Source organism: Dyadobacter sp. CY345 (assembly GCF_021502725.1).
Lineage (GTDB): Bacteria > Bacteroidota > Bacteroidia > Cytophagales > Spirosomataceae > Dyadobacter.
Window position 1 is genome coordinate 267,040 of sequence record NZ_JAKFFS010000001.1, and the last position, 25,770, is coordinate 292,809.

A 25,770-nucleotide genomic window follows, 5' to 3' on the forward strand; every position below is an offset into this window, starting at 1 on the left:
CCCAGTTATTCCTTATGAAGATCACTTCTAAAATGCTGTGTTATCCGATTTTGGGGCTAATTTGTAGTCAGTCGCCAGTAGAGGCGAGGATTATGGCTTCATTTCCCAAAACCACAAATGTTCTTCTTGATGCTAACCAGAAGCGGCCAAATCATGTACTTCTCAGGGATTGTCTGAGAGATCTGGAAACAAAATTCAATGTGTCGATTGCATACCAGACCGAGCTTTTGGAAAATGTCGAGATTGATACGAAAGTGATTAACGCAATTGAAAAAGACGCTACTATCGAAAAGCGGCTTGACAGAATACTGAAAGATTTAAAGATAACTTACCAGAAATCCAGAGAAGGGTTTTATGTATTATATAAAGAAGGGAATTCTCCGAATAAACAAGGACGAAGCACCATCGACCCGTCGGCTTTGTTAAAAGCAGACGCAACGGAATCATATCAAAATAAAGCATTCGGCATATTAGGAAAGGTTGTTGATAAGGTCAACGGCGCTGCAATTCCGGGTGTTAACATCTTGTTGAAAGGCTCAAATATTGGAACGACGACAGATGTAGATGGCGCATATAAATTGGACGTTCCGACAACGGACGGAATTCTGGTTTTCTCATACATCGGTTTTGTTACCCAGGAAGTTCCGATTGCCAATAAATCGGTTATTGATATTGTTTTAAATGAAAACGTACAGGCACTTTCCGAAGTTGTCGTGACGGCTTTGGGTTTTAAAGAGGCCGCTGATCGGCTGGGCTCAACAAGCAGCAAAGTAAGCGGAGACGCGATCACGAAATCTGGCGAAACAAGTTTGATCAATGGATTATCGGGAAAAGCAGCCGGTGTACAAATCTCGCGCGCAGCCGCTGATCCGGGTGCTGCTTCCTTCATTCAGATCCGTGGACAAAATACTTTAACAGGAAATACGCAGCCGCTGGTGGTTGTGGACGGTATCCCGATCAGCAGTACCACAGAAGGTGGGAATTCTGGTGGTGTGGTGCCTCAGTCGCGTTTAAATGATATCAACCCGAATGATATTGCTTCCATGCAGATTTTGAAAGGTGCTTCGGCGGCGGCGCTTTGGGGATCCCGCGCTGCAAATGGAGTAATTTTGATCACGACCAAAAGAGGTGCCGAAGGAAATAAAATGAACATTTCTTTCACTTCAACTTATTCAGCAGATCAGATTAATGGGTATCATCCATTTCAAAATAAATTTGGACAAGGTTCTGCCGGAATTTATAACCCAAACGGAGCAAACGCTTGGGGCGATAAAATCGAGTCGAGAGCAGGAGGCGCGGATGAAGTAAATACATCAGGCCAATATTTTGAAGCAGAAGACGGAACGAAATATTATCCGATCATCAAGAAAAACTCGAAGGAAACTTATAACCAATCCAACTATGACAAAGTTTTCCGAACCGGAAGTTATTATGACAATGCGCTAAGTTTAAGTGGCGGAGATCAAAAGACAACGTTCTTTTTTAGTATTGGTGATGTTCGCCAAAAAGGTGTTCAGCGCGGAAACAGTACCTATAACAGAACGACTTTGCGATTCAATGCGGAAAGGAAATTTAATGATATTGTTCGCCTGGCAGTCAGCGCGGCTTATACCAAAAGTTATTCAGACAGAATTCAACGCGGTAATAACCTTGCCGGTGCCATGGTAGGACTTGCCCGTAATCCGGCTGATTTTGATATCTCGGATTATAAGGGAAGTTATTATTCCAGTCCAACGGCCTCTCCGATTCTGGGCAGGCAACGCGGTTACAGAAGTTATCTGGGTGCGGTAATAAATCCTGCCAACAATAACGCGCTTTGGTCACTATATGAGCAACAAAATTCGACGGATGTAAACCGTTTCATGAACAGTGCGGAATTGGGAATTAAACCTGCCAAATGGCTGGATATCATTGCGAGGGCCGGACTTGATACCTACACCGATGAGCAGATTAATTATTTCCCAGTCAATGATATAACCGGCGCCGGGACAGGTCAGTATCAGGAACAGACAACCCGCGAAGCGCAGGTGAACGGAGATTTACTGGCTCGTGCGACAAAGGATTTTGGTTCGAATTTCACGTCTACTTATGTTATCGGTTTTAACATCAACAACCGGAAGTACAATAATATGGGTGTGACGATCAATAACTTCCTGGTTGCTGACGCACCTGCCAACTTTGCAAACGCTACTTCGCTGAACAGAACGCCTGTAAATTTGAAAACAGAAGTCAGAACGATTCGTACTTATGCAACGGCAAGTTTTGGAGCTTATGACGCCTTGTTTTTAAATCTGTCCGCCGCAGCGGAATCAGCGTCTTCTTTTGGAGCATTGTCCGAAAAAACATTTTATTATCCTTCCGCTGACGTAGCGTGGCTGTTTACAAGACTGAAAGCCATTGAAGATAATCGTGTACTCAATTTTGGTAAACTTCGCGCTTCTTATGGAGTTGTGGGTGTTCAGCCGCTTCCATATCGTTCCAATACGACATTTTCTTCGACAGTTTATACAGCAAATCCATGGGGAGATAACCTGGTCGGATCACAATTCGGAAACGGGGCATACAGTCAGGGCGCTTCATTAGGTGACCAGTATCTGAAACCTGAGCGTAAAACAGAGTATGAAATCGGAGCGGACCTTCGCTTTTTCAACAGCAGATTGCGTACAGGTTTAACCTATTATAACAATAAAATCAAAGACGTTTTGGTGCCGGTAACTCTTGCACCAAGTACAGGTTTTGCGACGAAATATACCAACGCAGCCGAACTTCAAAACAAAGGCTTTGAAGCAGATCTTACTTATGATGTGATCAAAAAAGGAGATTTAACCTGGTCGCTTCGCGGAAATTTCACACGTAACAGAAGCAAGGTGCTGGATTTGGCCGGAACACAATCACTATACCTTGTTGGGGGAATAGAAAACTTCCTTGACGCAAGGGCGGTAGTGGGGCAGCCAACGGGTGTGTTTTGGAGTAGTAAATATGCGCTGAATGACGATGGTACTAAAAAACTGGATGCCAACGGATTTCCGACGGCTGATCCCGTAACAGGCGTGGTTGGTGATCCTAATCCGGATTGGATCGGTGGTTTCGGAACGAGCCTTTCCTACAAGAAATTCTCATTAGACGTTTTGTTTGAAACTTCCCAGGGAGGTGATTATTTCAGTGGAACAAGAGGTGTTATGTACAATTTTGGTACGCATGGAGATACGGGCAATGAAGTTACCCTGACTCAGGATACTAAAAATTATGCAGGAAAAACGCTGACAGCAGGAAGCACGGTTCGTGGTAATTTGCAGGATTTTGGCGCAGGTCCTGTGTTAATGGACGAAAGCTGGTATACGACTTTGGGAAGTGGTTTTGGGTCTTTGAAAGAACAATTTGTTGAAGACGGCAGCTGGACGCGTCTTCGTCAGCTTTCACTTTCCTATCGTCTGGATTCAGAAAAATTCAGAAAAGTTACGAAGCTTCAATCAATCGAATTTTCTGCGACAGGCCGTAACCTGATCTTATGGACGAAAGTCGTAGGAATAGATCCAGATACCAATTTGTCAGGAACACCGGCTGGTCGCAATATGGATTATTTCAATTCGCCTGGTACGAGATCATACATTTTCTCGCTGAAGGTCAATTACTGATCCCGATATTTCACTGATTCAAATGACCCAAATCATTAAACAAAAAATAAAATGAAAAGAGCTAAACTAATCAGGGCGGCAGGACTTTTCCTCATGGCGGGGATGCTTTCCTGCGAGTCGATGGTGGATAATCTAAATACGGATTTAAACAATCCAACAGATGCCTCCGCAAATCTAATACTTACAGGAGCTCAGCTGGGAAATATATCGGTTCAGGAAGGTCACCTGGCACGCGTCGCTGCGATGTGGTCCGGATATTTTACCGGGACGGACCGCCAGTATAAAGATATTTACAGCTATAACGTTACCGGCGCTTCATTCAACGATGTTTGGAAATTTACTTATCAGGGTGTTGTCGAACAAACAAAACTGGTAATTGAAAAATCTGAAGCTACAAATAACCGTTTGGTGCAGGGAATTGCAAAGGTGGTTCAGGCGAATGCCCTGGGTACGGCAGCAGCATGTTTTGGTGATATCCCGTTTTCAGAAGCGTCGGATATTACAAATTTCCCAAACCCTGCGTTCGAACCTCAGATTCAGGTTTATGGAAAACTTCAGACTCTGCTTGACGAAGCGATCGCGGATCTGGAATCCGGTTTGGGAACTTCTCCCGGCGCAGCGGATATTCACTTTGCAGGCGATGCGACGAAATGGAAAGACGCTGCCTATACCTTAAAATCGAGATTTTATTTAGAAACGAAGGAGTATGCACTGGCTGCGACGGCTGCGGAAAAAGGTATATCCAGTGCTGCGAGATCACTTGTGATGACGCACGGAACAACTTTGAATGTCAATGAAAATTTGATGTATGCTTTCATCGCCCGTAGCCGTGTTGGTGATATCAACGCTTCACTTGCGTTGGCTCCAACTTTGTTAAATCCGGCGAGCGCGACTTACAAAGGGAATACGAAAACAGATGAAACCGCTCGCTTTAATCATCATTTCATTACCGTTAGTACCACCGGCGTGGTTATTCCGGTTTCGCCCAATACAAACAGCTCGGCAACTTCTCGCGGGTTATTCGGGCAATCGGCTCCATATCCGCTGGCTACCTATTCTGAAAATGTTTTGACATCGGCAGAAGCTTTGGCCCGCACGACAGGATTTGCAGCTGGTTTGGCGAAATTAAATGTATACCGTGCTTATCTGAACACCGGCGGTGACCTGGATGCGACATATAAAACCGGGACTTTTAAATATAAATACGAACCTTATACAGCTGAAGATTTTGCTTCGGGCGGTATGTTAAACACAACCGGATTGACGGCAGATCAGGCGTTATTAAAGGAGATTTTGATGGAACGTTACATCACTTTCAACGGACAGATTATTGGTTTTAATGACTTGCGTCGTACAAGAAGTGAAACAGTTGGGGTAAAATTAACGCCAAGTGCTGGCGCGACTTTACCGGAAAGAATGCTTTATAGCGAGGCAGAAGTAAATTCAAATACCAGTGCGCCGAATCCGGTTCCAGGTGTTTTTGTCAAAACAGCAGTAAATGCGAAATAAAATTTAGTAGCCTGTCCGGATGGGCAGGCTATATTTTGTTAACAATTGAACAGCGCTTATGATGAACAAATTCAATGCCTATTCCTTCAACGTGCTCAATTCCTTTTCAAAAAAATATTTCAAAACAATACCGTTAATACTGTCTGTTCTACCATTAAATACTGCCTTGGCCGATACGGGTAACATCGCTTCAAAACCAACTTTTGCAGTAGATTCAGTGAAAGTTAAATTAACGGAAGGTACCAACATTGCCCTGACATTATCGCCCGATAAAAAGACGATCGTCATGGATTTGCAGGGGACAATTTACAGCATTCCTTTCTCCGGCGGACAAGCCAAACCATTAACCGATCCGATGGGCGATTGCCGTCAGCCGGTATTTTCTCCCGATGGATCAAAAATTGCTTTTCAGGCTTTCTGGGATGGTAATTTTCATATTTACACCGTGGGCTTGAATGGCGGAACTCCAGTTCAAATCACCTCGGGGGTTTTTGATGACCGCGAACCTTCTTATTCTCCTGACGGAAAAAAGATGGTTTTTTCTTCTGACCGAAGCGGAAATTATGATGTCTGGGAACTTGATCTTGCATCAGGTGAACTGACACAATTGACCAAAGACGCAGCCAATGATTTTTTTCCTTCTTACTCTGCCGACGGCTCTCAAATCGCCTATGTTTCTGAAAGAACTTCCGGCCCGGGAATTTACATTATGGATGCAAAGGGAAAAGAAAAATTATTTCTGACAAGTAAAGGCAAGCTTTCATCGCCGGTTTGGCATCCAAAAGAGCAGAATATAATCTTTAATAATTTTGATCAGGGAAAAAGTTTGCTGGATATCGCAAAAGTTGACGGCGGCGACTGGGAGACTTTATCGGAAAACACAGAAGACGTTTTTCCTTTCAAAGTTGCCTGGATTTCTGAAACTGAATATTTGTATACCTCCGACGGTTTGATAAAAAAAAGAAAGCTGGGTGATAAATCAGTAAGTACAATTCCATTCGAAGTCGGAATGACTTTGTCGCATGACAAATACAAACTGAAAGTGCATGATTTCAATTCTGTTGCTACCAATAAAGTAATGGGAATTCGCGGTCCGGTGGTTTCTCCTGATGGAAACAGCGTCGCTTTTACTGCTTTGGGAGATATGTGGCTTTTGAAAAAAGGTTCTGACAAACCAGTGCAATTAACCAATGATTCCTTCATAGAAATTGATCCGGCCTGGTCAGCTGACGGAAAGCAGCTTGCTTACGTTTGCGACAGAAAGGGAAATATGGATTTATATGTAAGAGATATGGCGACCGGAAATGAAAAGCTGGTTTTGAATGCAACAGATAATATTACATTTCCCGCGTTCTCAGCTGACGGATCCAAAATCGCTTACTATCAAAAAGATCCGGCTGCTTTTGGACGATATTTTCTGAAAATGGTTGAGCTTTCTTCCAACAAGGAAACCGTTTTGTATGCGCCATTATTTGACGGATCGCAGCCAAGCTGGTCTGCGGATGGAAAGTTTGTCGTTATTTCAGCCTTGCAGCCGTTTTCCTCTCGCTACCGTGAAGGTGTCAGCAAATTTCTGGTGATATCAACGGTTGATAAAACTTTCAAATTCATTACGCCGATCAACGAAAAGACACTATCCACGAGAGGGAAAAACGGACCATATTGGTCACCGGACGGAACGAAATTTGCGTTTTCCATGGATGGCGTTTTGTGGACAGTTGCTGTAGATAAGGAAGGGAATCTGTTAAATGCGCCGAGAAGATTAACAAACGAATTGGCAGAAAACCCAAGCTGGACAGGCGATTCGAAAAGTATAGTGTATATGGCGACTGACGTTATCAAGAAAATTTCGCTTGCTGATGGTTCGGTTATAACGCTTCCGATTGATTTAACTTACAAAATTAAACAGCCAACAGGACAGGTTGTCGTTCATGCAGGAAAGCTATTCAACGGGCGTTCTAAGGAATATCTGACCAATGTTGATGTTATTATTGCCGGCAACAGAATCCAGAAAATTGAACCGCACAAGGCTGGAAGAGCTGGTAAACTAATCGACGCTTCGAAGCAAACCGTTATCCCCGGACTTATAGAAATGCATACCCACCAGACTGCTGCTGCTGGCGAGCAATTAGGCAGACTGTGGTTGGGATATGGGATTACAACAATTCGTGAACCGGGCGGAGATCCCTATGACGTTATTGAACGAAAGGAATCCTGGGCGAGCGGTCGCAGAGCTGGTCCACGTAATTTTTACACGGGTGGAATCTTGGACGGAAGCCGGATTTATTATGGAATGAATGTTGGAAACGTAGCCGGTGCGCAGCTTGATCTTGAATTGGAAAAGGCAAAACGGCTGGGGTATGATATGATGAAAACATATGTCCGTATGCCAGACGCCATGCAGCAGCGTGTTACCGTTTTTGCACATAATCTGGGTATACCGGTTTCGTCACATGAAATTTATCCCGCTATGAAATATGGTGTGGATGCGGTGGAGCACATGGGCGCAACGAGCCGACGTGGATATTCTCCCAAATTATCTGCATTAAATAATTCTTATCAGGATGTTGTGGAATTGCTTGTGAAATCAGGCATGAACATCACGCCGACGGCATCACTTCAGGGTGGACTTCCAATGCTGGTACAAAAAGATCCTGACTTTTTTGCTAACAAACAATTTAAGGCTTTTTACAGCGAAGATGCAATTGGCGAGTTAAAGAATATGACGTCGCTTCGGATCAAAAATAATCCTGCATTCCTTTCTTCTTTTGGTAATATACAAAAAACCGTGAAGGCGATGATCGACCAGGGCGGCCATGTTACGCCGGGTACCGATTCACCGATTATTCAGCCTGGACTGAGTTATCACGCTGAATTGCAGTCATGGGTAGATGGAGGGATTTCTCCTTTTGAAACTTTACGTTCCGCTACTTTATTTTCTGCCGAAGCGCTTGGGGTAAGCAAAGATCTTGGTACGCTGGAAACCGGCAAACTTGCTGATCTTGTGATTATTGATGGTGATCCGTTAAAAAATATCAAAGATGTTTTGAATGTGAATACGGTTATCAGAAATGGCGAAATATTTCTGATAGATAGGTTGCTGAAAAAGGCTGATTGACCGGAGTATTTCGGTGCGCTGCACCTTTGGCTTATTTCATAATTTCCGGGTTTTCTACAAATATTACGGTGCTATGCACCTTGTTCTCAATAAGGGTAATTATCAAATGTGCATCGCACCGCAATATTCGTAGTATCGATCAAGAAATTACCAACCAAAATCAAATGTGCATCGCACCGCAATGATTGTAGAAATTAACCAAGGAATATCAACCAAAATTAAAGGTGCAGCGCACCGCGACATTTATAGAAACTAACCACGGAATAATCAATCAAATTCAAAGGTGCATCGCACCGTAATAATTGTAGAATCAAAAACACAACCCCTGTTTAAATTTTAGATTGATTTAAACATGTACCAAAATAAAATAACAAATTAAAGTACGTTTAAAATGATTAGAGCAATCCGGTTACTTCGGTCTTTTTCGAGAAGTATTCACTTCAACCATGTTTTTGCACTAACTGCGCTATCCGGCGCATTTGTGTTTTCCGGCAACGATGCCCAGGCTGCGGCACCTGATTCAACGAAAGTCACGCTGACGGAAGGCACGAACATGGCCACAGATCTATCACCAGACAAGAAATCGATTGCCGTTGATATTCAGGGGACGATATGGAGTATCCCAATTGCGGGAGGCGATGCAAAACCGCTGACCGATGGAATGGGCGATGACCGTCAGCCACGCTGGTCTCCCGACGGAAGCCGTGTTGCTTTTCAATCTTTTCGTGACGGATATTATCATATTTGGGCGGTCAATAAAGATGGTTCAGGATTAACGCAGTTAACTTTTGGTGTTTTTGATGAACGCGAACCGGAATGGTCGCCGGATGGGAAATTTCTCCTTTTTTCGTCAGATCGCGGAGGTAATTATGATATCTGGAAAATGGAGCTTTCTACCAGAACATTAACCCAGCTGACTAATGATCCGGGAAATGATTATTGTCCTGCCTATGCAAGTGACGGTAGCAAGATCACCTTTGTTTCCGAACGTACATCTGGTCCGGGAATCTATATCCTAACGAATGACGGTTCTCAAAAACTGGTCGTAAAAAATGCCGCGAAACTTTCTGCTCCGGCATTTAATCCTGCCGGGACGCATATTTATTTCAATTCATTCACAGGTGCATTCAGCGATCTTGAAGAGGTTGATATTGCAACCGGAAATGCGAAATCTCTAACACAACCGTCAGAAGACGTTTTTCCATTCCGTGCCAGCTGGATTTCTCCACAGGAATATTTATACAGTGCTGACGGAAAAATTAAACGCGTTAAGTTGGGTGAAAAAACAGGCCAGAATGTTGCGTTCAAAGCCGTTGTGACCGTGACCACGCCAGTATATACCCGAAAAACCTATGATTTCAATAGTGGGAAACCTAAAACGGTGAAGGGGATAAAAGGACTAAATGTTTCTCCTGACGGGAAACGTTTCGTTTTTTCCGCATTGGGCGATCTCTGGATTCTGGACAAAGGCGCAACCGTTCCGAAACCAATTACAAAAGACGCAAACCTGGATGCCGATCCGACCTGGTCACCAGATGGAAACACCATCGCATTCCTGACCGACCGCTCTGGCGCTATGAATCTTTGGGTACATGATGTAAAAACCGGAAAACAATCGGAATTGGTTATGCTGGACTATGATATCAACTATCCGGCCTGGTCTCCCGATGGTTCAAAAATTGCTTTTTACCAGGCAGATCCTAGAAATTCATGGGGAAGAGGCACCCTTCAAACCGTTGAAGTGAAAACCGGAAAAGTGGAGAAAATTCATGAATCGCTGTTTGTGCCAAGTCAGCCGAGCTGGTCTCCTGATGGCAAAACGATCGCCGTTTCAGGTTTAGAAGTGTATTCTACGCGCTATCGGGAGGGAATTAACAAAATCTTATTGATTTCTCTGGATAAAAAACCGGACCGTTTTGTGTCTCCAGTGGCTGAACGTTCGCTTGGTATGCGTGCAAAAAATGGCCCGGCCTGGTCTCCGGATGGAAAGTCGATGGCCTATGTGCAGGATGGTTTACTTTGGGTAATCGCTGTGGATCCTTCCGGAACTATTGTTGGACCTCCGAGAGGATTAACACATGAATTGTCGGAGGTGCCGAGCTGGACGGCCGATTCAAAAACGCTGGTTTATATGGCGACGGATACGATCAAGCAGATCAGCATTTCGGATGGGAAAGTTGAGTCAATTCCGATGACTTTTAAATGGGATTACAAACAGCCAAAAGAGACGGTCGTGATCCATGCCGGAAAGGTTTTTGATGGCAGAAATAAAGAATATATCAAAAATGTAGACATTATTATTGAAGGTAATCGTATCAAAGAAATTGTTCCGCATAAAGCAGGTCGACCGGGAAAACTGGTTGATGCTTCTGACAAAACGATTATCCCCGGACTTTTCGAAATGCATACCCACCAACATGCCATGACCGGCGAAAAGCTTGGCCGTTTGTGGCTGTCTTTTGGAATTACGTCGCTTAGGGAAACTGGTGCAGATCCTTACGATGCTTTGGAAAGAAAAGAATCGTGGGACGCAGGCACGCTAACCGGTCCGCGCGAATTTTTCACCGGAGGATTAACAGACGGAAGCCGGATTTATTATGGTCTTGCGAATAGTATCCATTCGACGGCGCAGCTTGATCTGGAACTTGAACGTGCCTCGCGGCTGGGTTATGATATGATCAAAACTTATGTCCGTATGCCGGATATTTTGCAGCAGCGTATCACCAATTATGCACATAAAATTGGAGTGCCGGTATCTTCCCACGAAATCTTTCCTGCGATGCGATACGGTGTCGATGCGGTTGAACATATTGGTGGGACAAGCCGGCGCGGATATTCCCCGAAAATTTCCGCAATGAATTTTACCTATCAGGATGTTACTGAACTTTTGGTGAAATCAAAAATGAATATCACACCAACGGCTTCGTTGCAGGGTGGCTTTTATGTGATGGCCGGAAAAGATCCTGGTTATTACGAAAACAAACAATTCAAGACTTTTTATTCGGAGGAATTCAGAAAAGCTTTGAAAGACGGAGCTTCGCAAATTGAGAAAATGTTTCCGGGTTACACTGCCAATTTTGGAACAATTCAAAAAACGGTTAAAAATCTTATTGCCAGCGGCGCACGGGTTACGGCGGGCACCGACAGCCCATTCATTCCTTATGCGATGAGTTTGCATTCTGAGTTACAATGCTGGGTGGATGGAGGAATAACTCCATTTGAAACCTTGCGTTCTGCGACTTTATGGTCTGCGGAGGCGGTTGGCGTAAGCAAAGATCTGGGGACTTTGGAAAAAGGGAAATTGGCAGATCTGGTAATTGTGGACGGTGATCCTTTGGTGAAAATCGAAGATGCCTGGAATGTAAAACATGTTATGAAAAACGGTATTCTTTTCTCCATTGATGAGCTTTTGAAAAAGCCTTAATTACTTACTAACCCGATGCTCATGTTTTTTAAATTAAATAAAAAATCAAAAACGGTTGTTGCAATGCTCCTGGTATTCGCCGCGGCCGCTTCTGCACCATTAAGTGCTCAGAAAATCCCCGCCGAAAAAAGTGATGCGCTAATTGCAAAAGCGATGTATCCCGCTTTGGAGGAATTGAAAGATTACGTTGCCATTCCAAATGATGCGTTAATTGCAGAGGATATTGAAAAAAATCTGGTATGGTCCGAAAAGGCTTTTGCCAAACGTGGTTTTAAAACGGCAATTTTGAAAACCGGTAAAATGCCATTGTTTTCCGCTGAAAAGACGTACCCGAAAAACACAAAGATTGTTTTATTCTATTTCCATCTTGACGGACAAGCGGTGAGGCCAAATGAATGGTTTCAGAAAGATCCGTATATGACGGTTTTAAAAGAAAAAAGTGCCGATGGTACTTTTAAGGAAATTGACTGGGAGTTATTAAAAAAAGAAAAGATCAATGACGAATGGCGGATTTTTGCGCGTTCCACTTCGGATGACAAAGGGCCGATTGTTATGCTTTTGCAAGCACTTGATATTCTTGCAGGACAAAACCAGCAACCTCCGTTTAATGTAAAAGTGGTACTGGATTGTGAAGAGGAAAAAGGTTCGCCGGGGTTGAAGGCTTCTCTTGCTCAATACAAAAAAGAGTTGATGGCTGATTACCTGATCGTGATGGACGGGCCGATGCATTCTTCCAATATCCCGACCTTAACTTTTGGATGCAGGGGAGGAACTGGTTTTGGACTTACAACATACGGCGCAATTACACAGCAGCATAGCGGACATTTTGGAAATTATTCTCCGGACCCGACTTTTATTCTTTCAAAAATCATTGCTACGATGAAAGATGATGATGGACGAGTTTTGATTGACGGATTCTATGATGGAATTAAATTCGATGCCGAAGCAGAGAAAATCATGGCGGCTGTTCCGGACAATATGAAGGAAATTAACGATCGTTTACAGATTGCGGAAAAGGAAAAAGTAGGTAAAAACTACCAGGAGTCTATGCAGTATCCGTCATTAAATATCAGAGGTTTGAAGGCCGCGGTTGTTGGAAAGGGCGGAGGTTCAATTATTCCGGAAGAAGCGCTTGCAGAATTTGGGATTCGTCTGGTACCTGAAACCGAAGGAACCAGAATGACCAATCTTGTTAAAGCACATATTGAAAAACAAGGATATAAAGTTTTTGATCACGTGCCAACAAAGCAGGAACGTATGGCGAATAAAAAATTGGTTTTCATGAGTGGCGGAGGAGCGGGCAGTCCGGCGTTTCGAACCGAAGTCAATTCGCCGATCGGGAATTGGCTGAGAAAATCAGTAACTGATAATTTTAAACAAGATCCGATCGTGATCAGGATTATGGGTGGCTCGGTTCCGGTTGTTCCGTTCATTCAAACATTAGGGGTTCCAGCTGTTATTGTGCCGCTGGTAAATATGGATAACAATCAGCACAGTCCAAATGAAAATCTTCGGTTGGGTAATTTGAGAATGGGAATAAAGACATGTCTGTCTATTTTGACAACACCGATTTGATTTGAGGTATCGTCTTGGTTTCTCTGGAAGCTCTTGTTCCTAGATGTGGATTAAAGACGTTTGGTTTTTTGCTCCTTCGGAGCCTCCTGTTTATCGCCAGGAATTTGGATGTTTGGTTTTTGGCTCGTTAAAGCCTTCTGGGCATTATCAGGAAACTCCGAAGGAGTTAGGATCGGACCTAATCTGGTGCTTTCTATAAACAGGATACCCCGCTGGGGTGTTTCGGGGATTTGATAGGCATGAGATGTGGATAGGGTATAACCCGCTGGGATGTTTCCGATAAACGCTCTTTTAATATTTTAGAATCTGAATGCTGCAAAATCCAAAACTACAATGAATAAAAAATTCAAACTGTTAATCATTTTTATTTCGCTGATATCCCTTTTTGAATTAAAGGCAATGACATCGGATTCCGTAAAAGTAATATTGACAGAAGGTACCAACATGGCAATTGCCCTTTCTCCGGATAAAAAAAACCTGGCTATGGACATCCAGGGAACGATCTGGCTAATGCCTGTTGCAGGTGGAAAGGCCAAAGCGTTAACCGATGCCTTAGGTGATTGCCGCCAGCCAACCTGGTCAGCGGATGGGAACCAGATCGCATTTCAATCCTACCGTGACGGAAATTTTCATATCTGGAAAGTGAATAAAGATGGTACCGGATTAACCCAATTGACTTTCGGAGTCTATCATGATCGCGAGCCGCACTGGTCACCGAATGGGAAAGAAATTGTCTTTTCCTCAGACAGGAGCGGGAATTATGATATCTGGAAAATCGAACTCGAAAAAGGTATTCTGGCACAATTGACAAAAGACACTGGAAATGACTATTTCCCGTCATACTCATCAGACGGATCAAAACTGGCTTATGTATCAGAAAGAAATACTGCCGCAGGACTTTATCTGCTTGAAGGCAATAGCGAGCCAAAACTATTAGTACATAGCAAAGAAAAATTGTTTTCGCCTGTTTGGCATCCCAATGGTAAGCAGGTAACTTTTAATACGCTGTTGCCAGGTGCGAGCCAACTTGAATTTGTAAGTGTAGGAGGTGGTGATTGGCAAACTTTGTCGGAAAAAACAGAGGATGTTTTTCCATTTAAGGTTAGCTGGCTTTCGGAAACGGATTATTTATATACTTCCGACGGACAGATTAAACATGGAATTTTAGGGCAAAAGAAAACAGCCAGTATTCCGTTTCAGGCTGAGGTAATTTTAGACCGAAAAAAGTATGTTACAAAAGCCCGTGATTTTGATTCAAAAAAAGCACAGCCCGTTCAGGGTATTCGCAGTCCTATCGTGTCACCTGATGGGAAAAGCGTGATTTTTACTGCGCTGGGTGATTTATGGATTTTTAAAAAAGGTACTGAAAAACCGGCTCAGGTTACCAATGACATTTTTATTGATGTTGATCCCGTTTGGTCGCCCGATGGAAAAAAAGTTGCTTACACCAGCGACAAAAACGGTAACATGGATCTTTATATAAAAGATCTTTTGACCGGAAAAGATACCTGCCTGCTTGATGCTCCGGATAATTTGAAATTTCCATCCTGGTCGCCGGATGGATCTAAAATTGCTTTTTATCAGGCAGATCCGAAAGCTTACAGCCGGAACGTTCTCAATATTCTGGATCTGAAATCGGGTGAAATCATAACGGCTTATGGATCACTTTTTGAAGGTTCGCAGCCAGGCTGGACACCTGACGGAAAATTTATTGTGATCTCATCGCTGGATTCTTATTCTACAAGATTCCGTGAAGGATTAAGCAAATTCCTGATTATTCCGCTGGACAAATCGCCTGCAAAATTCATTTCGCCCGTTCCCGAACGTTCATTGGCAACAAGAGGAAAAAATGGTCCGGTGGTCTCGCCGGATGGAAATATGATTGCCTATATTCTTGATAATACTTTATGGGTTGTTCCTGTCGATAAGGAATGCAATATCATCGGTCCGCCGAAAAGATTAACGAATGAACTGGCGGAGGATCCGAGCTGGACTGCCGATTCAAAAACAATTGTGTTTTTGGCAACCGATGTTTTAAAAGAAGTATCTGTGATCGATGGAAAAGTTGAACCGATAAACATGAATTTCACTTGGCAGGTAAAACAGCCGTCAGGGCAATTGGTAATTCATGCTGGAAAACTTTTTAATGGCCGTTCAGAAAAATATCTGGAAAATGTGGATGTGTTGATTGAAGGAAACCGTATCAAAAAAATTACACCGCATCGTGCTGCCGCATATGGAAATGCCAAAGTTATCGATGCTTCCAAACAAGTAATTATTCCCGGACTTTTTGAAATGCATACCCACCAGAATGCCCAGCTTGGCGAAAAAGGCGGTCGACTGTGGCTGGCTTATGGAATCACTTCGATTCGTGAGCCGGGAACCGATCCTTATGATGCATTGGAAAGAAAAGAATCCTGGACAAGCGGAAAGCGACTGGGGCCAAGGACTTTTTTTACAGGCGGACATATGGAAGGAAACCGGATTTATTATAACAGGAATACCAGCAACGTAGGCGGCGCGCAATTGGATATGGAATTAAACCGTGCTGTGAAATTGGGTTATGATATGATAAAAACATACGTCGGTCTCCCGGATAATTTGCAAAAACGAGTGACTGAATTCGCGCATACGAACGGGATTCCGGTTGCCTCACATGAAATTTATCCGGCTGTCGGTTATGGTGTGGACGGTGTGGAACACATGGGCGCCACAAGCCGAAGAGGTTATTCTCCAAAACTGACAGCGATGAATAATACTTATCAGGATGTTGTGCAGCTTATTACCAAATCGGGAATGTACATTACACCGACCATTTCTCTGCACGGAGGTTTTACGTCGTTAGCCAAAAACGATCCTGAATTTTTCAATCACTGGCAGTTCAAAAGTTTTTATTCTGAGAAGTTGAAAGCCGAACTTTTAGGATCGGTGACCAGAATGAGCGAGTCGACCTATTCAAATGTTGAAAAAACAACCTTAAATTTGATCAGGTCAGGTGCGCGTGTGACACCCGGAACGGATTCTCCCATTATACCTTCCGGATTCAGTTATCATGCCGAATTGCAAAGCTGGGTGAAGGCTGGTATCTCGCCATTTGAAACACTACGAGCGGCAACATTGTGGTGCGCTCAAGAAATTGGAGTTGAAAAAGATCTTGGAACAATTGAAACAGGAAAACTTGCAGATATTGTTATTGTAGATGGAGATCCGTTGACGAATATCAAAGATCTATTAAATGTTCAGGGCGTGATTAAAAATGGGGAGTATTTGAATGTAAAAGACTTGAAAAGAGAAAATTAAGTAACTGGTTTCTTGGAATGATATATTAAAAAAACTAGATAAGAGTAATTTGAAAAGGAGAGGCACGCAGAGCTTCTCCTTTTTTGTTTTTGACAAAATTGAAGAAATTTAATATTTTATATAATCGAAAAAAATAAAATTAATTATTGTGTTATATGTAATAATCAATCTATTATATTTATATATATCGATTTTACAGAACAATATTTTGATAGTATTTTTATTTCAAGAATATAATATATGAATAAACCAATTTTTTCAGATGAAGAGCTTTTGAAGCTTGTCGCTGAAGACAATACGGAAGCATTCAAAATATTGTTTGATCAATATTACAATACCCTGGTTCGCGTTTTAATGCGATTCTCTCCGGATCCGGAACAGGTGAAAGACTGGGTGCAGGAGATTTATGTAAAATTATGGGAGTGCAGGAAAAATCTGGATATTGAGTCCATCGGGAATTTCAAAGCATACTTTATGGTAATCGCCAGAAATCATGCGATTAAACATCATACTAAAAAGAAAAAACTGGAACTGGTTTCCAATTATGAATTATCGGATTGCGATGTTTCGGATAACAACCTCGTCGAAAATCTTGAACATGCAGAGTTAATGCACGCTTACCAAAATGCACTTTCCAAATTACCTCATAAAGCGACGGAGGCTTATTTTCTGAATCGTGAAAAAGGCCTGACTTATACCAAAATCTCAGAAGAATTGGGGATTTCTATCAAAACCGTCGAAGCACAAATTTCCAGGGTGATGGCTTTTCTCAGACAAGAACTTGTGGTTTATCTACGATAATTAGCATTTAATCAGGTTCCGGGTAAATTTCATCAGATAATTTTCAGAAGTGTAAAGCCAACAGGTAACTTTGATTGCGAAAATACTAGCAATCCGTCATGGTGTACCAGCAAATTGCTCCGCCAGTTTATTTACAAGATAAGGTCAGATATTTTTGTAGCCTGGAAAATACTTTTTCAGACCAGTCCACGACGACTTTCAAGCCAATTGCCGATGGCTGTCCCGGAATAATGTTTCACCAATCTGAATGTGGCAATTTGGCTCAGTACGATAAAAAACTGCCTGAGATTTTTTTGTACGGGCAAACAACGAAGCCAATAGAAATTGCTGCGAAAGGCATTTTTAAAACGTTCGGAATTGTTTTTCAACCTGCTGCGCTCAAACTTATTTTTGGTCTTGACGCAGATGAACTTACAAATTCATGTGCTGACTTTGATGGTTTATTGGGAAATAAACATACTCGTATTCTTAAAATGTTAGTCAATTCGAATACCTTTTCCGAACAGCGTAATATAATTTCTGCCTTTCTTTTTTCGATTGAAAATAAAATTAAGGTTGACTCGGATAAATCAATTCAATACGCAGTTTCCAGTATTCTGGCTTCCAAAGGACATGTCAGACTTAAAGATCTGTTATCACATTTGCAGCTTTCGGAAAGAACTTTTGAGCGTAAATTCAAGCAATGGGTTGGTATTTCTCCCAAGTTATTCGCGAGAATTTGTCAGTTTCAGGCGTCTCTGGATTCACTACGAACTAATAATTACGAAAAACTTTCCGATATCGCTTTTGAAAATCAATACGCAGATCAATCACATTTCATCCGGGCATTTAAAGAGTTTTCAGGTTTTTCCCCTTGTCAATATCAAAAGGAAGCAAGCTGGGCAACTGAAAATTTTCTGGCTTTCCCCAAATAAAATAGCACATGTTACTACTGTTTGCAGATACGATTTAGCATTGCTGAGTAAAGCAATCCACAGGATTTCCCCAAATTAAATGTTTAAGCTAAAATCAAGATAAGTGCAGGCGCCATTTGGTCTGATTTACAATACTTATTTCTGGCATAGTTGTTTATAGTAGAGCATATTGTTTCGATGCAAAAATGACTTCAGAAGAGAGGTCATTGCCCTGATTCTTAAATATTTTACTTAACAATAGTCTAGATTTTAGTCTCAATATCAAGGAATATATTGCGACTAAATCGGTGACAAATGTCGTAGGCATATCCAGAACTTTTCAGGTCAGGAGTGTTCGTCGCGTTCAATTAATAATTTTTTTTTCATCAACAATTTAAAGATGTATCATCAACTGCTTGAATGAGTAACATTATGATTCAACTACCTAAAAACTTATTGTGCTTTTCGCATTTACGATGGGACTTCGTATATCAACGTCCGCAACATCTGATGACTCGATTTTCTGAGTTTTCATCTGTATATTATCTCGAAGAACCAATCTTTGGTGAAATTGAAAACGCTTTTCTTACATTCTCACAGAGGCTGCCAAATCTTTGGGTTTGCGTACCGCATCTGCCGCATGGAATGAGTAAAATGGAAATTAACAGACAATTAAAATCGCTGTTAAACATTTTCTTTATAAACAAGGATACACAGGATTTTGCTTTTTGGTATTACACGCCAATGGCTTTGGAATTTTCTTTCAAATTTGTTCCTGGGCTTACAGTTTATGACTGCATGGACGAGCTGTCTGCTTTCAAATTTGCTCCGGAAGAATTAAAGGATCTTGAAAAGCGTCTTTTCAATAAAGCAGATGTAGTTTTCACAGGCGGACAATCGCTTTATGAAGCTAAAAAACATCAGCATTACAACATCCATCCTTTTCAAAGTAGTATTGATAAAATGCATTTTGCAAAAGCCAGATGCAGAAAATCTGAACCAGCTGACCAGGCTTCAATAGATGGTGTAAAGTTGGGATTTTATGGAGTAATTGATGAGCGATTTGATATAGATCTTATCAAAGGGATTGCAGATGCTCGTCCGGAATGGCAAATTATTTTGATAGGTCCGATCGTAAAAATTGATCCTGCCGCATTACCTAAAAATAAAAACATACATTATCTCGGATCGAAAAAATACGAGGAATTGCCGCTGTATTTATCAGGTTGGGACGTTGCGCTGGTTCCGTTTTTGTTGAACGAATCGACAAGATTTATCAGTCCGACCAAAACACCTGAATATCTGGCAGGTGGGAAACCGGTAGTTTCGTCTGCAATCAAAGATGTAATTAATCCTTATGCCAAAAATAAGCTTGTTTCCATAGGAGCGGACGCGGATGATTTTGTGATAGCCATTGAAGAATTGTTGGGAAACCCGAATTATGAGGCATGGCTAACGCAGGTAGATAAATTTTTATCAGATTATTCATGGGATAATACTTTTCATTCGATGATGGAACTGATGGAAAATACGATGACAAACAGAAATACCACGGTATCTGTTGTGAGCGAATAATTGGAACGGGTCAACAAAATGAGTCAGATTTTGCAAATGAATAACCAGATTATCGAAAATCCTTTCCAGTCATTCTGGATGGCGGGATTTGAGTGCAGTGATCAATTGAATACCCATGGAGACCGGGTTGATTTTCTTAATATTACGTCTCATCTGGAATTGATTCATGAGGATTACGAACGAATAAAAGAATTCAATTTTCATACAGTACGTGAAGGTGTAAGGTGGAGCCAGGTAGAAACCAAGCCTTATACTTACGATTTTAGTATCCTGAAAGAAATGTTGGTGGCTGGACAAAAACATGGAATCCAGCAGATCTGGGATGTATGTCACTTCGGTTTTCCTGATGATCTCAGTCCGGTGCATCCACATTTCACAAGACGATTTGCAGCACTTTGTAAGGCATTTGTCACTTATTACAAAAGTTTTGACTTTGATCTTCCGCTGATCGTTACACCAATTAACGAAGTCAGTTTTATGTCCTGGCTCGGCGGAGACGTCGCCGGGACATCTCCTTATTGCCGGAATAATGGCTGGGAAGTGAAATACGCCTATATGAGGGCCTATATTGCCGGAGTGCAGGCCATGAAAGAGGTTGATCCAAAAGTCAGAATTTTGACGACAGAGCCGTTGGTAAGTTTGTCGCCAAAACTCAATCCAACGCCGGAGGATATTAATAATGCCAAAAATTGGCATGAGCTGCAATATCAGTCTGTTGATATGTTATGTGGCAGGATTTGTCCCGAATTAGGCGGTCGGCCGGAATATCTGGATATGCTGGGTTTCAATTACTACTATAATAATCAATGGATTGTTGAACCCCATCAGATGCTTGGATGGAATGATCCGGTGCCGCACCAAAATTTGCGGCCGTTGTCAAGTCTGCTGAAAGAGGCGTTTGAGCGATATCATCGTCCCATTGTACTTACTGAAACAAGTCATCCAAGAGAAGATAGGCCGCTCTGGATTAAATATGTGAGCAGTGAAATCCTGAAAGTCGTTCAGGAAGATATCCCTTTCTGGGGCGTCTGTATTTATCCAATTATTGACCGGCCGAACTGGGACAATCTGGATGATTGGCATAATTCGGGTTTATGGGATATGGATCCGGCACTTGGTATTGATAGCAGGGTTTTGCATCAACCTTCGTTAAAGGTGTTACTGGAATGCCAGGAACTTATAGAATCGACCATAGATATTGCTGGAAATCAGAAATATTTCCTATTAGAAGAGGCTGTATCTGAAATACAAGATATTTGAACCAGAAATGATATCAGAAATAACTCAATTGCATAACCAGCTTGGAGAACTTGAAATGATCCAGGTGAGAGACTTGGGCGTGAGCATAGTCATGGCTCCGCATCCTGATGATGAAACATTGGGATGCGGCGGAACAATGGCATTGCTTAGGAAACTGGAAATTCCTGTACATTTTATTTTTGTAAGTGATGGTACAATGTCGCACCCGAACTCGAAAAAATTTCCCGCATCAAAGCTGAGAGAATTACGTGAAAAGGAAGCTGAAAATGCAGTTCTAACACTTGGCGGGGATAAGGAATGTATCGAATTTTTAAGAATAAAGGATCGGAGCGTTCCTTATCCTGACGATGCCGGTTTCGCGGAAATTGTAGAAAAACTTGTAAAAATTATTACTGATATAAAGCCTGAAACGATTTTTATTCCGTGGCAAAACGATCCTCATCCGGATCATAAAGCAACCTGGGAAATTATTTCAGAAGTAAAAAAACATTTGAAATTCAACCGTAGAATTCTGGAATATCCAATATGGCTGTGGGAGCTGGGAAATCCGGAAGATGTAGCGGTGATTGATCGGATGCGAAAATTTGCGGTTAATATTGAGGAAACGTTACCATTAAAAATTCAGGCGCTTCTGGCCCATGAATCTCAGGTAACACGGCTGATTGATGATGATCCGGAAGGTTTTATGCTATCACCGGAAGTGATCGCTCACTTTAATATACCAACAGAAGTATTTTTTGAATCAAAATAAGCAACTATGAATAAGCAAGGGAAATCTCTTGATGCTGAGTTTTTTAATAAAATGTACGAACAAAATCAAGATCCCTGGGATTTTGAGAATAGTCCATATGAAAGGGAAAAATACCAGGCAACGCTGGATGCTATTCCGAAAGATAAATATAATAACGTTTTTGAAATTGGCTGTTCCAACGGCATTCTGAGTGAGAAGCTTGCGAAATTCTGTAAGAATTTGTTGGCTGTTGATGCGAGTTCAATAGCTGTTAAAAATGCGCAAGAACGTTTGGCGGATTACGAGTTTGTGAAAGTTCAGGAAATGACAGTTCCTGAAAATTTTCCCCAGGAAAAGTTCGATTTGATACTTTTTTCTGAAATTGGTTATTTTCTGGGTATGGAAGATTTGATCGAAACCAAAGATAAAATGATTGATGCACTATTACCAAATGGTCATTTACTCATTGTTCACTGGACTCCGTTTGTTGAGGAATTTCCACTGACCGGCGATGAAGTCCATGATCTATTTATGGAATCTGTCGGATCCGAATCTGGTACTTTGCGACATCTTCATGGGAGATTTGAAAGCCAGTATCGTCTGGATTTATTTGAAAAGAATTGATCTTTCAATTCTTTTCAAATTCCAGAATTTTGGCCTTTAATTGTGGAATAACTTCAACGACGTCCATTTTTTGCCATTTTTCTGACCATACGCCATGGGTCAGCTCGTCTTCAAGAGTTTCCCAGAACATACCAAAATAATTCGTTTCCGCTACAAGATGAGCTAACCAATGCTGATCCAATTCAAGGATTTCAGATGCGGTTGAAAGTAGGGGAGATGCTTTTTTTTGCTCATCATCCTGTAACCAGTACTGACGTAAAAGTTTTCGTGCTTCAAGTTTTCTGAACAAGGCTTCGGCCGGCTCGACTAAAACCGGGTCATGGGCTTCATTCATTTCACCCCATTGCTTCAATTGTATAGAAAAACCAAAATCTACCCGTCCCTGAATTCGTGTTGAAGTGATCACTTTGACTAAAGGACTCAAACGGATCTTCGCATCGATACATTTCAAGGCTTTATGAAACGCCATATCTTCCAAAAATGGAATCACGGGGAGTCTTCCTGAAAGATCGTATATTGAACATGTAACGGCAAAACTTGCTCCGAAACATTGATAGTGCCTCGGCCAGGGATCATTATCCTGAGGATCAAGAAGCGTTTCAATCCGCGAAACCAGATGTTTATAGGTAACGTCTCTTAAATAATAAACTCTGGCAACAGTGTTTTCCGGGCGGGTAAGAATCCTGCCGCCTACCACATCGTTCCCTTTTTTTATTTCTTCAATTGTATTGAATACCCAGTTCTTATCCACTTCTGTATCACCATCCGTGCTGGCGATAATTCCGTCGGGCTTGCCCAGTTCTTCAAAGCGATTATAAGCAGCATCCATTAAAAGTCTGCGTACAGTGCCTATATGCGCGACGTCCCGGGCAAGCTTAATTTCTTCTATAAACAAATTAAAATTAGGATATCTTTTTTTATACCTGCGTGCATAATCAGCTGACGCGTCAGAGCAATTATTAGCAAGCAGCAAAACTTCATATTGGTCATAAGAAATCTTCTTACCCATATTATCGTGTTGCTTGCGCAACGCGTCCAGCGTTTTTGGTAAGTTGTCCAGTTCGTTCCTCACAGGAAGAATGACCGACAATTTCAGATTGGGTGCAGGTGATATGGCATTGAATAAATCAGAAGCCGAAACTTGAACAACCTCGGCAGTTTCTTCCAAAGAAGTTTGTACCATCTTTATTTGAACAATTAAATGAAATGCAGCATTTTACATACCGCAGTGATGAGCAATGCAATTAAAAACTGTGCCAAATGAACATATTTCGGAGTCAATATCGAATTCATTTTAAGGATCATCAGTTTGCTATCGAACGGAGATTGAAAGGGCATACTTTTTGTTCCTGAGTGTTCTGATTTTAAAATTTCTTCATAACATGATTGTTAATTACAAAGAAGACGGCTGGCAAATTATTTCTCAAAGAGCGCACGGATTATTGGCTGGTGAGATTTGCTTTAACTGGAAGAGAAAGGCACGTCCAGAACGCTGGTTCGAAACGATTATCGCTGCAACGGAACATGACGATGTTTTTAACGAATTTGAAGATGGCGAAGTGGTATTGAATGAAAACGGTGGCCCTGTCAATTTTAAAATGAGATCGTTCGAAAAGGACAAATGTGATCGTCTGGTCCGTCAGGCTCTGTCGAAAAGTCGATTTATTGCCTTACTCATTTCCCATCATATTCAATTTTTGCACGCGGATTCAGAGGATAGAGATGCTGTAAAATATTGCAGGAATTTACTTAAATCAGATAAGGTTTGGCGTGATGAGATCGTTGTAACAGAAGAGGAAATTCAAAAGGCATATGCTATCATTGAATGGTGCGACGCATTTTCACTTTTGATCTGTCAGCAATTAATTCAGCCTGAAAATAGGAAAATAGAGATCAGTAGAGGTCCTGACGACCTTTGTTATCAGCTTCATGCTCGACAGGAAAATGTGCTTTGCGTTGATCCATGGCCGTTCGAGACGAGTCAGTTCGAAGTCCATTATGAGTCGCGGACGCTCAGACAATTGAAATTTGAAAGTGATCAGGAGTTCAGAGAAATTTTAATGAAAACACCAGTTGAAATAAATACCTTTCAATTGATCAAATAAGAAAATTAGGTTATTTTTGGTTAAGTGTATGAAGTTATTTTTTAGCAATATTTTTTGACTAAATTGTATTTTCAACTAAATCAAAGCTAAGTATGCCTCTCCCTGATATTTTCTGTAAAGCCGTTTCCCGCGAAGTGATTAACCGGATTGAGAAGTTAGATAGTCAGCGGCAACCACTCTGGGGAAAAATGAATGCTGCTCAAATGCTCGCCCATTGCTGTGTTTCATATGAATATGTTTATGAAGATAAACACAAACCACCCGGGCTGGTGATGAAACTTATTCTCAAAATGTTTGTAAAGAATCAGGTTGTAAGCGAAAAGCCGTATTCCAAAAACACAAGAACCGCACCTGATTTCATTATTTCTGATGAGCGGGATTTTCAAAACGAAAAACAAAGGCTGATCGGATATATCTTAAAAACCCAGGAATTGGGGAAAATGCATTTTAAAGGAAAAGAATCCCATTCTTTCGGGAAGCTGAGCTGCACTGAATGGAATAACATGTTTTACAAACATCTTGATCACCATCTTACTCAGTTTGGGGTATAGGCAGCTGATTTCCGAGAATATGTAATCCTAAAAAAGCCTGATTAGATAAAAGATAAAAAACTCTTTATTTTAAGTTTGGAATAACTAATTTTGTATCTAAATAAATACAGAATGGTTTTTTCGAAGACATGTGAATACGCGATCAGGGCGGTGATCTACATCGCTCAGAAATCCGAGGATGGGACTAAAGTTGGTATCAAAGAGATTTCAGCTGGTATTGATTCGCCTGTGCATTTTATTGCGAAAATTTTACAGGATCTGAGCAAAAGGGAAATCGTGCAATCTTCAAAGGGACCTAATGGAGGATTTTACATAGACAAAAATTCGAGAAAAAAAACGCTCGGAGATGTTGTAACAGCCATTGATGGCGATAAGTTATTCATCGGTTGCGGTCTTGGACTGAAAAATTGTTCAGAAACGAAACCTTGCCCACTTCACACTGAGTTCAAAAATATCCGTGAAAAAATTAAAGTAACACTCCATTCTGCTGCCATAGGAGATTTTAATGAAAGCCTGAATGCGGGTTTAAGTTTTATTAAGGAGAGGTAATGTTGAGCCAGAAATACGAGAATTTTTTCTGATCATCAGGCAATAGGTTAATAATCAAATTTCACACCGTCTGTCTTGAATTTCGATAAATATCTTTTCGCAATCGGAAATAATTTAACTA

The 25,770-nt window shown here is 41.6% G+C and carries 16 protein-coding genes; 15 read left to right on the plus strand and 1 reads right to left on the minus strand.

Features of this window, described 5'->3' with window-relative positions; all coding sequences use genetic code 11:
- Nucleotides 1–14 precede the first annotated feature (14 nt).
- The 12 genes from L0657_RS01235 (at nt 15) to L0657_RS01290 (ending at nt 22,444) form a co-directional block, all read left to right on the plus strand.
- Nucleotides 15–3,635 carry a SusC/RagA family TonB-linked outer membrane protein gene (locus tag L0657_RS01235; protein ID WP_235148523.1) on the plus strand — a complete coding sequence of 1,207 codons (3,621 nt, stop codon included), beginning with the start codon at nt 15–17 and terminating at the stop codon, nt 3,633–3,635.
- Nucleotides 3,636–3,686: 51 nt separating this feature from the next.
- The gene (locus L0657_RS01240; protein WP_235148525.1) at nt 3,687–5,144 is read left to right on the plus strand and encodes a SusD/RagB family nutrient-binding outer membrane lipoprotein; all 1,458 of its coding nucleotides are present in this window, start codon (nt 3,687–3,689) and stop codon (nt 5,142–5,144) included.
- Between the two features lie 58 nt (nt 5,145–5,202).
- Entirely contained in the window at nt 5,203–8,262 is a 3,060-nt protein-coding gene (locus L0657_RS01245) for an amidohydrolase family protein (RefSeq protein ID WP_235148528.1), read from the plus strand.
- Between the two features lie 391 nt (nt 8,263–8,653).
- The gene (locus tag L0657_RS01250) at nt 8,654–11,686 is read left to right on the plus strand and encodes an amidohydrolase family protein (protein WP_235148530.1); all 3,033 of its coding nucleotides are present in this window, start codon (nt 8,654–8,656) and stop codon (nt 11,684–11,686) included.
- Between the two features lie 21 nt (nt 11,687–11,707).
- Nucleotides 11,708–13,261: a M20/M25/M40 family metallo-hydrolase gene (locus tag L0657_RS01255; protein WP_235148532.1), complete on the plus strand. Its 1,554-nt coding sequence runs from the start codon at nt 11,708–11,710 to the stop codon at nt 13,259–13,261.
- A gap of 333 nt (nt 13,262–13,594) precedes the next feature.
- Nucleotides 13,595–16,561, plus strand: a complete 2,967-nt coding sequence (locus L0657_RS01260) for an amidohydrolase family protein (RefSeq protein ID WP_235148537.1) — start codon at nt 13,595–13,597, stop codon at nt 16,559–16,561.
- Nucleotides 16,562–16,801: 240 nt separating this feature from the next.
- The gene (locus tag L0657_RS01265; RefSeq protein ID WP_235148538.1) at nt 16,802–17,362 is read left to right on the plus strand and encodes an RNA polymerase sigma factor; all 561 of its coding nucleotides are present in this window, start codon (nt 16,802–16,804) and stop codon (nt 17,360–17,362) included.
- A 98-nt stretch (nt 17,363–17,460) separates the two neighbouring features.
- Nucleotides 17,461–18,276 carry a helix-turn-helix transcriptional regulator gene (locus L0657_RS01270; RefSeq protein WP_235148540.1) on the plus strand — a complete coding sequence of 272 codons (816 nt, stop codon included), beginning with the start codon at nt 17,461–17,463 and terminating at the stop codon, nt 18,274–18,276.
- 489 nt (nt 18,277–18,765) lie between these two features.
- On the plus strand, nt 18,766–19,830 hold the full coding sequence (locus L0657_RS01275; RefSeq protein WP_235148542.1) for a glycosyltransferase: 1,065 nt from the start codon (nt 18,766–18,768) through the stop codon (nt 19,828–19,830).
- An 18-nt stretch (nt 19,831–19,848) separates the two neighbouring features.
- Nucleotides 19,849–21,090, plus strand: a complete 1,242-nt coding sequence (locus tag L0657_RS01280; RefSeq protein WP_235148544.1) for an amine oxidase — start codon at nt 19,849–19,851, stop codon at nt 21,088–21,090.
- A gap of 7 nt (nt 21,091–21,097) precedes the next feature.
- Nucleotides 21,098–21,841 (plus strand): PIG-L deacetylase family protein, encoded by a 744-nt coding sequence (locus L0657_RS01285; protein ID WP_235148546.1) that lies wholly within the window; start codon nt 21,098–21,100, stop codon nt 21,839–21,841.
- 6 nt (nt 21,842–21,847) lie between these two features.
- The gene (locus L0657_RS01290) at nt 21,848–22,444 is read left to right on the plus strand and encodes a class I SAM-dependent methyltransferase (RefSeq protein ID WP_235148550.1); all 597 of its coding nucleotides are present in this window, start codon (nt 21,848–21,850) and stop codon (nt 22,442–22,444) included.
- Nucleotides 22,445–22,448: 4 nt separating this feature from the next.
- Here the strand turns inward: L0657_RS01290 and L0657_RS01295 are convergent, their stop codons facing one another.
- Nucleotides 22,449–23,627, minus strand: coding sequence for a glycosyltransferase (locus L0657_RS01295; RefSeq protein ID WP_235148552.1), 1,179 nt, complete (start codon nt 23,625–23,627; stop codon nt 22,449–22,451).
- A 199-nt stretch (nt 23,628–23,826) separates the two neighbouring features.
- Between L0657_RS01295 and L0657_RS01300 the strand changes: the two genes are divergently transcribed.
- From L0657_RS01300 to L0657_RS01310, 3 genes are all read left to right on the plus strand, one after another.
- Nucleotides 23,827–24,549 (plus strand): DUF3891 family protein, encoded by a 723-nt coding sequence (locus L0657_RS01300; protein ID WP_235148554.1) that lies wholly within the window; start codon nt 23,827–23,829, stop codon nt 24,547–24,549.
- Between the two features lie 92 nt (nt 24,550–24,641).
- Nucleotides 24,642–25,100 (plus strand): DUF1569 domain-containing protein, encoded by a 459-nt coding sequence (locus L0657_RS01305; RefSeq protein ID WP_235148556.1) that lies wholly within the window; start codon nt 24,642–24,644, stop codon nt 25,098–25,100.
- Nucleotides 25,101–25,211: 111 nt separating this feature from the next.
- Nucleotides 25,212–25,649: an Rrf2 family transcriptional regulator gene (locus tag L0657_RS01310; protein ID WP_235148558.1), complete on the plus strand. Its 438-nt coding sequence runs from the start codon at nt 25,212–25,214 to the stop codon at nt 25,647–25,649.
- The last annotated feature ends 121 nt before the right edge of the window (nt 25,650–25,770 follow it).

Coding starts and splice junctions, on each gene's coding strand:
- L0657_RS01290 (WP_235148550.1), top strand. CDS start 21,848: ATGAATAAGCAAGGGAAATCTCTTGATGCTGAGTTTTTTAATAAAATG.
- L0657_RS01305 (WP_235148556.1), top strand. CDS start 24,642: ATGCCTCTCCCTGATATTTTCTGTAAAGCCGTTTCCCGCGAAGTGATT.
- L0657_RS01300 (WP_235148554.1), top strand. CDS start 23,827: ATGATTGTTAATTACAAAGAAGACGGCTGGCAAATTATTTCTCAAAGA.
- L0657_RS01280 (WP_235148544.1), top strand. CDS start 19,849: ATGAGTCAGATTTTGCAAATGAATAACCAGATTATCGAAAATCCTTTC.
- L0657_RS01250 (WP_235148530.1), top strand. CDS start 8,654: ATGATTAGAGCAATCCGGTTACTTCGGTCTTTTTCGAGAAGTATTCAC.
- L0657_RS01275 (WP_235148542.1), top strand. CDS start 18,766: ATGACTCGATTTTCTGAGTTTTCATCTGTATATTATCTCGAAGAACCA.
- L0657_RS01245 (WP_235148528.1), top strand. CDS start 5,203: ATGATGAACAAATTCAATGCCTATTCCTTCAACGTGCTCAATTCCTTT.
- L0657_RS01265 (WP_235148538.1), top strand. CDS start 16,802: ATGAATAAACCAATTTTTTCAGATGAAGAGCTTTTGAAGCTTGTCGCT.
- L0657_RS01260 (WP_235148537.1), top strand. CDS start 13,595: ATGAATAAAAAATTCAAACTGTTAATCATTTTTATTTCGCTGATATCC.
- L0657_RS01310 (WP_235148558.1), top strand. CDS start 25,212: ATGGTTTTTTCGAAGACATGTGAATACGCGATCAGGGCGGTGATCTAC.
- L0657_RS01285 (WP_235148546.1), top strand. CDS start 21,098: ATGATATCAGAAATAACTCAATTGCATAACCAGCTTGGAGAACTTGAA.
- L0657_RS01255 (WP_235148532.1), top strand. CDS start 11,708: ATGTTTTTTAAATTAAATAAAAAATCAAAAACGGTTGTTGCAATGCTC.
- L0657_RS01235 (WP_235148523.1), top strand. CDS start 15: ATGAAGATCACTTCTAAAATGCTGTGTTATCCGATTTTGGGGCTAATT.
- L0657_RS01240 (WP_235148525.1), top strand. CDS start 3,687: ATGAAAAGAGCTAAACTAATCAGGGCGGCAGGACTTTTCCTCATGGCG.
- L0657_RS01295 (WP_235148552.1), bottom strand. CDS start 23,627: ATGGTACAAACTTCTTTGGAAGAAACTGCCGAGGTTGTTCAAGTTTCG.
- L0657_RS01270 (WP_235148540.1), top strand. CDS start 17,461: ATGGTGTACCAGCAAATTGCTCCGCCAGTTTATTTACAAGATAAGGTC.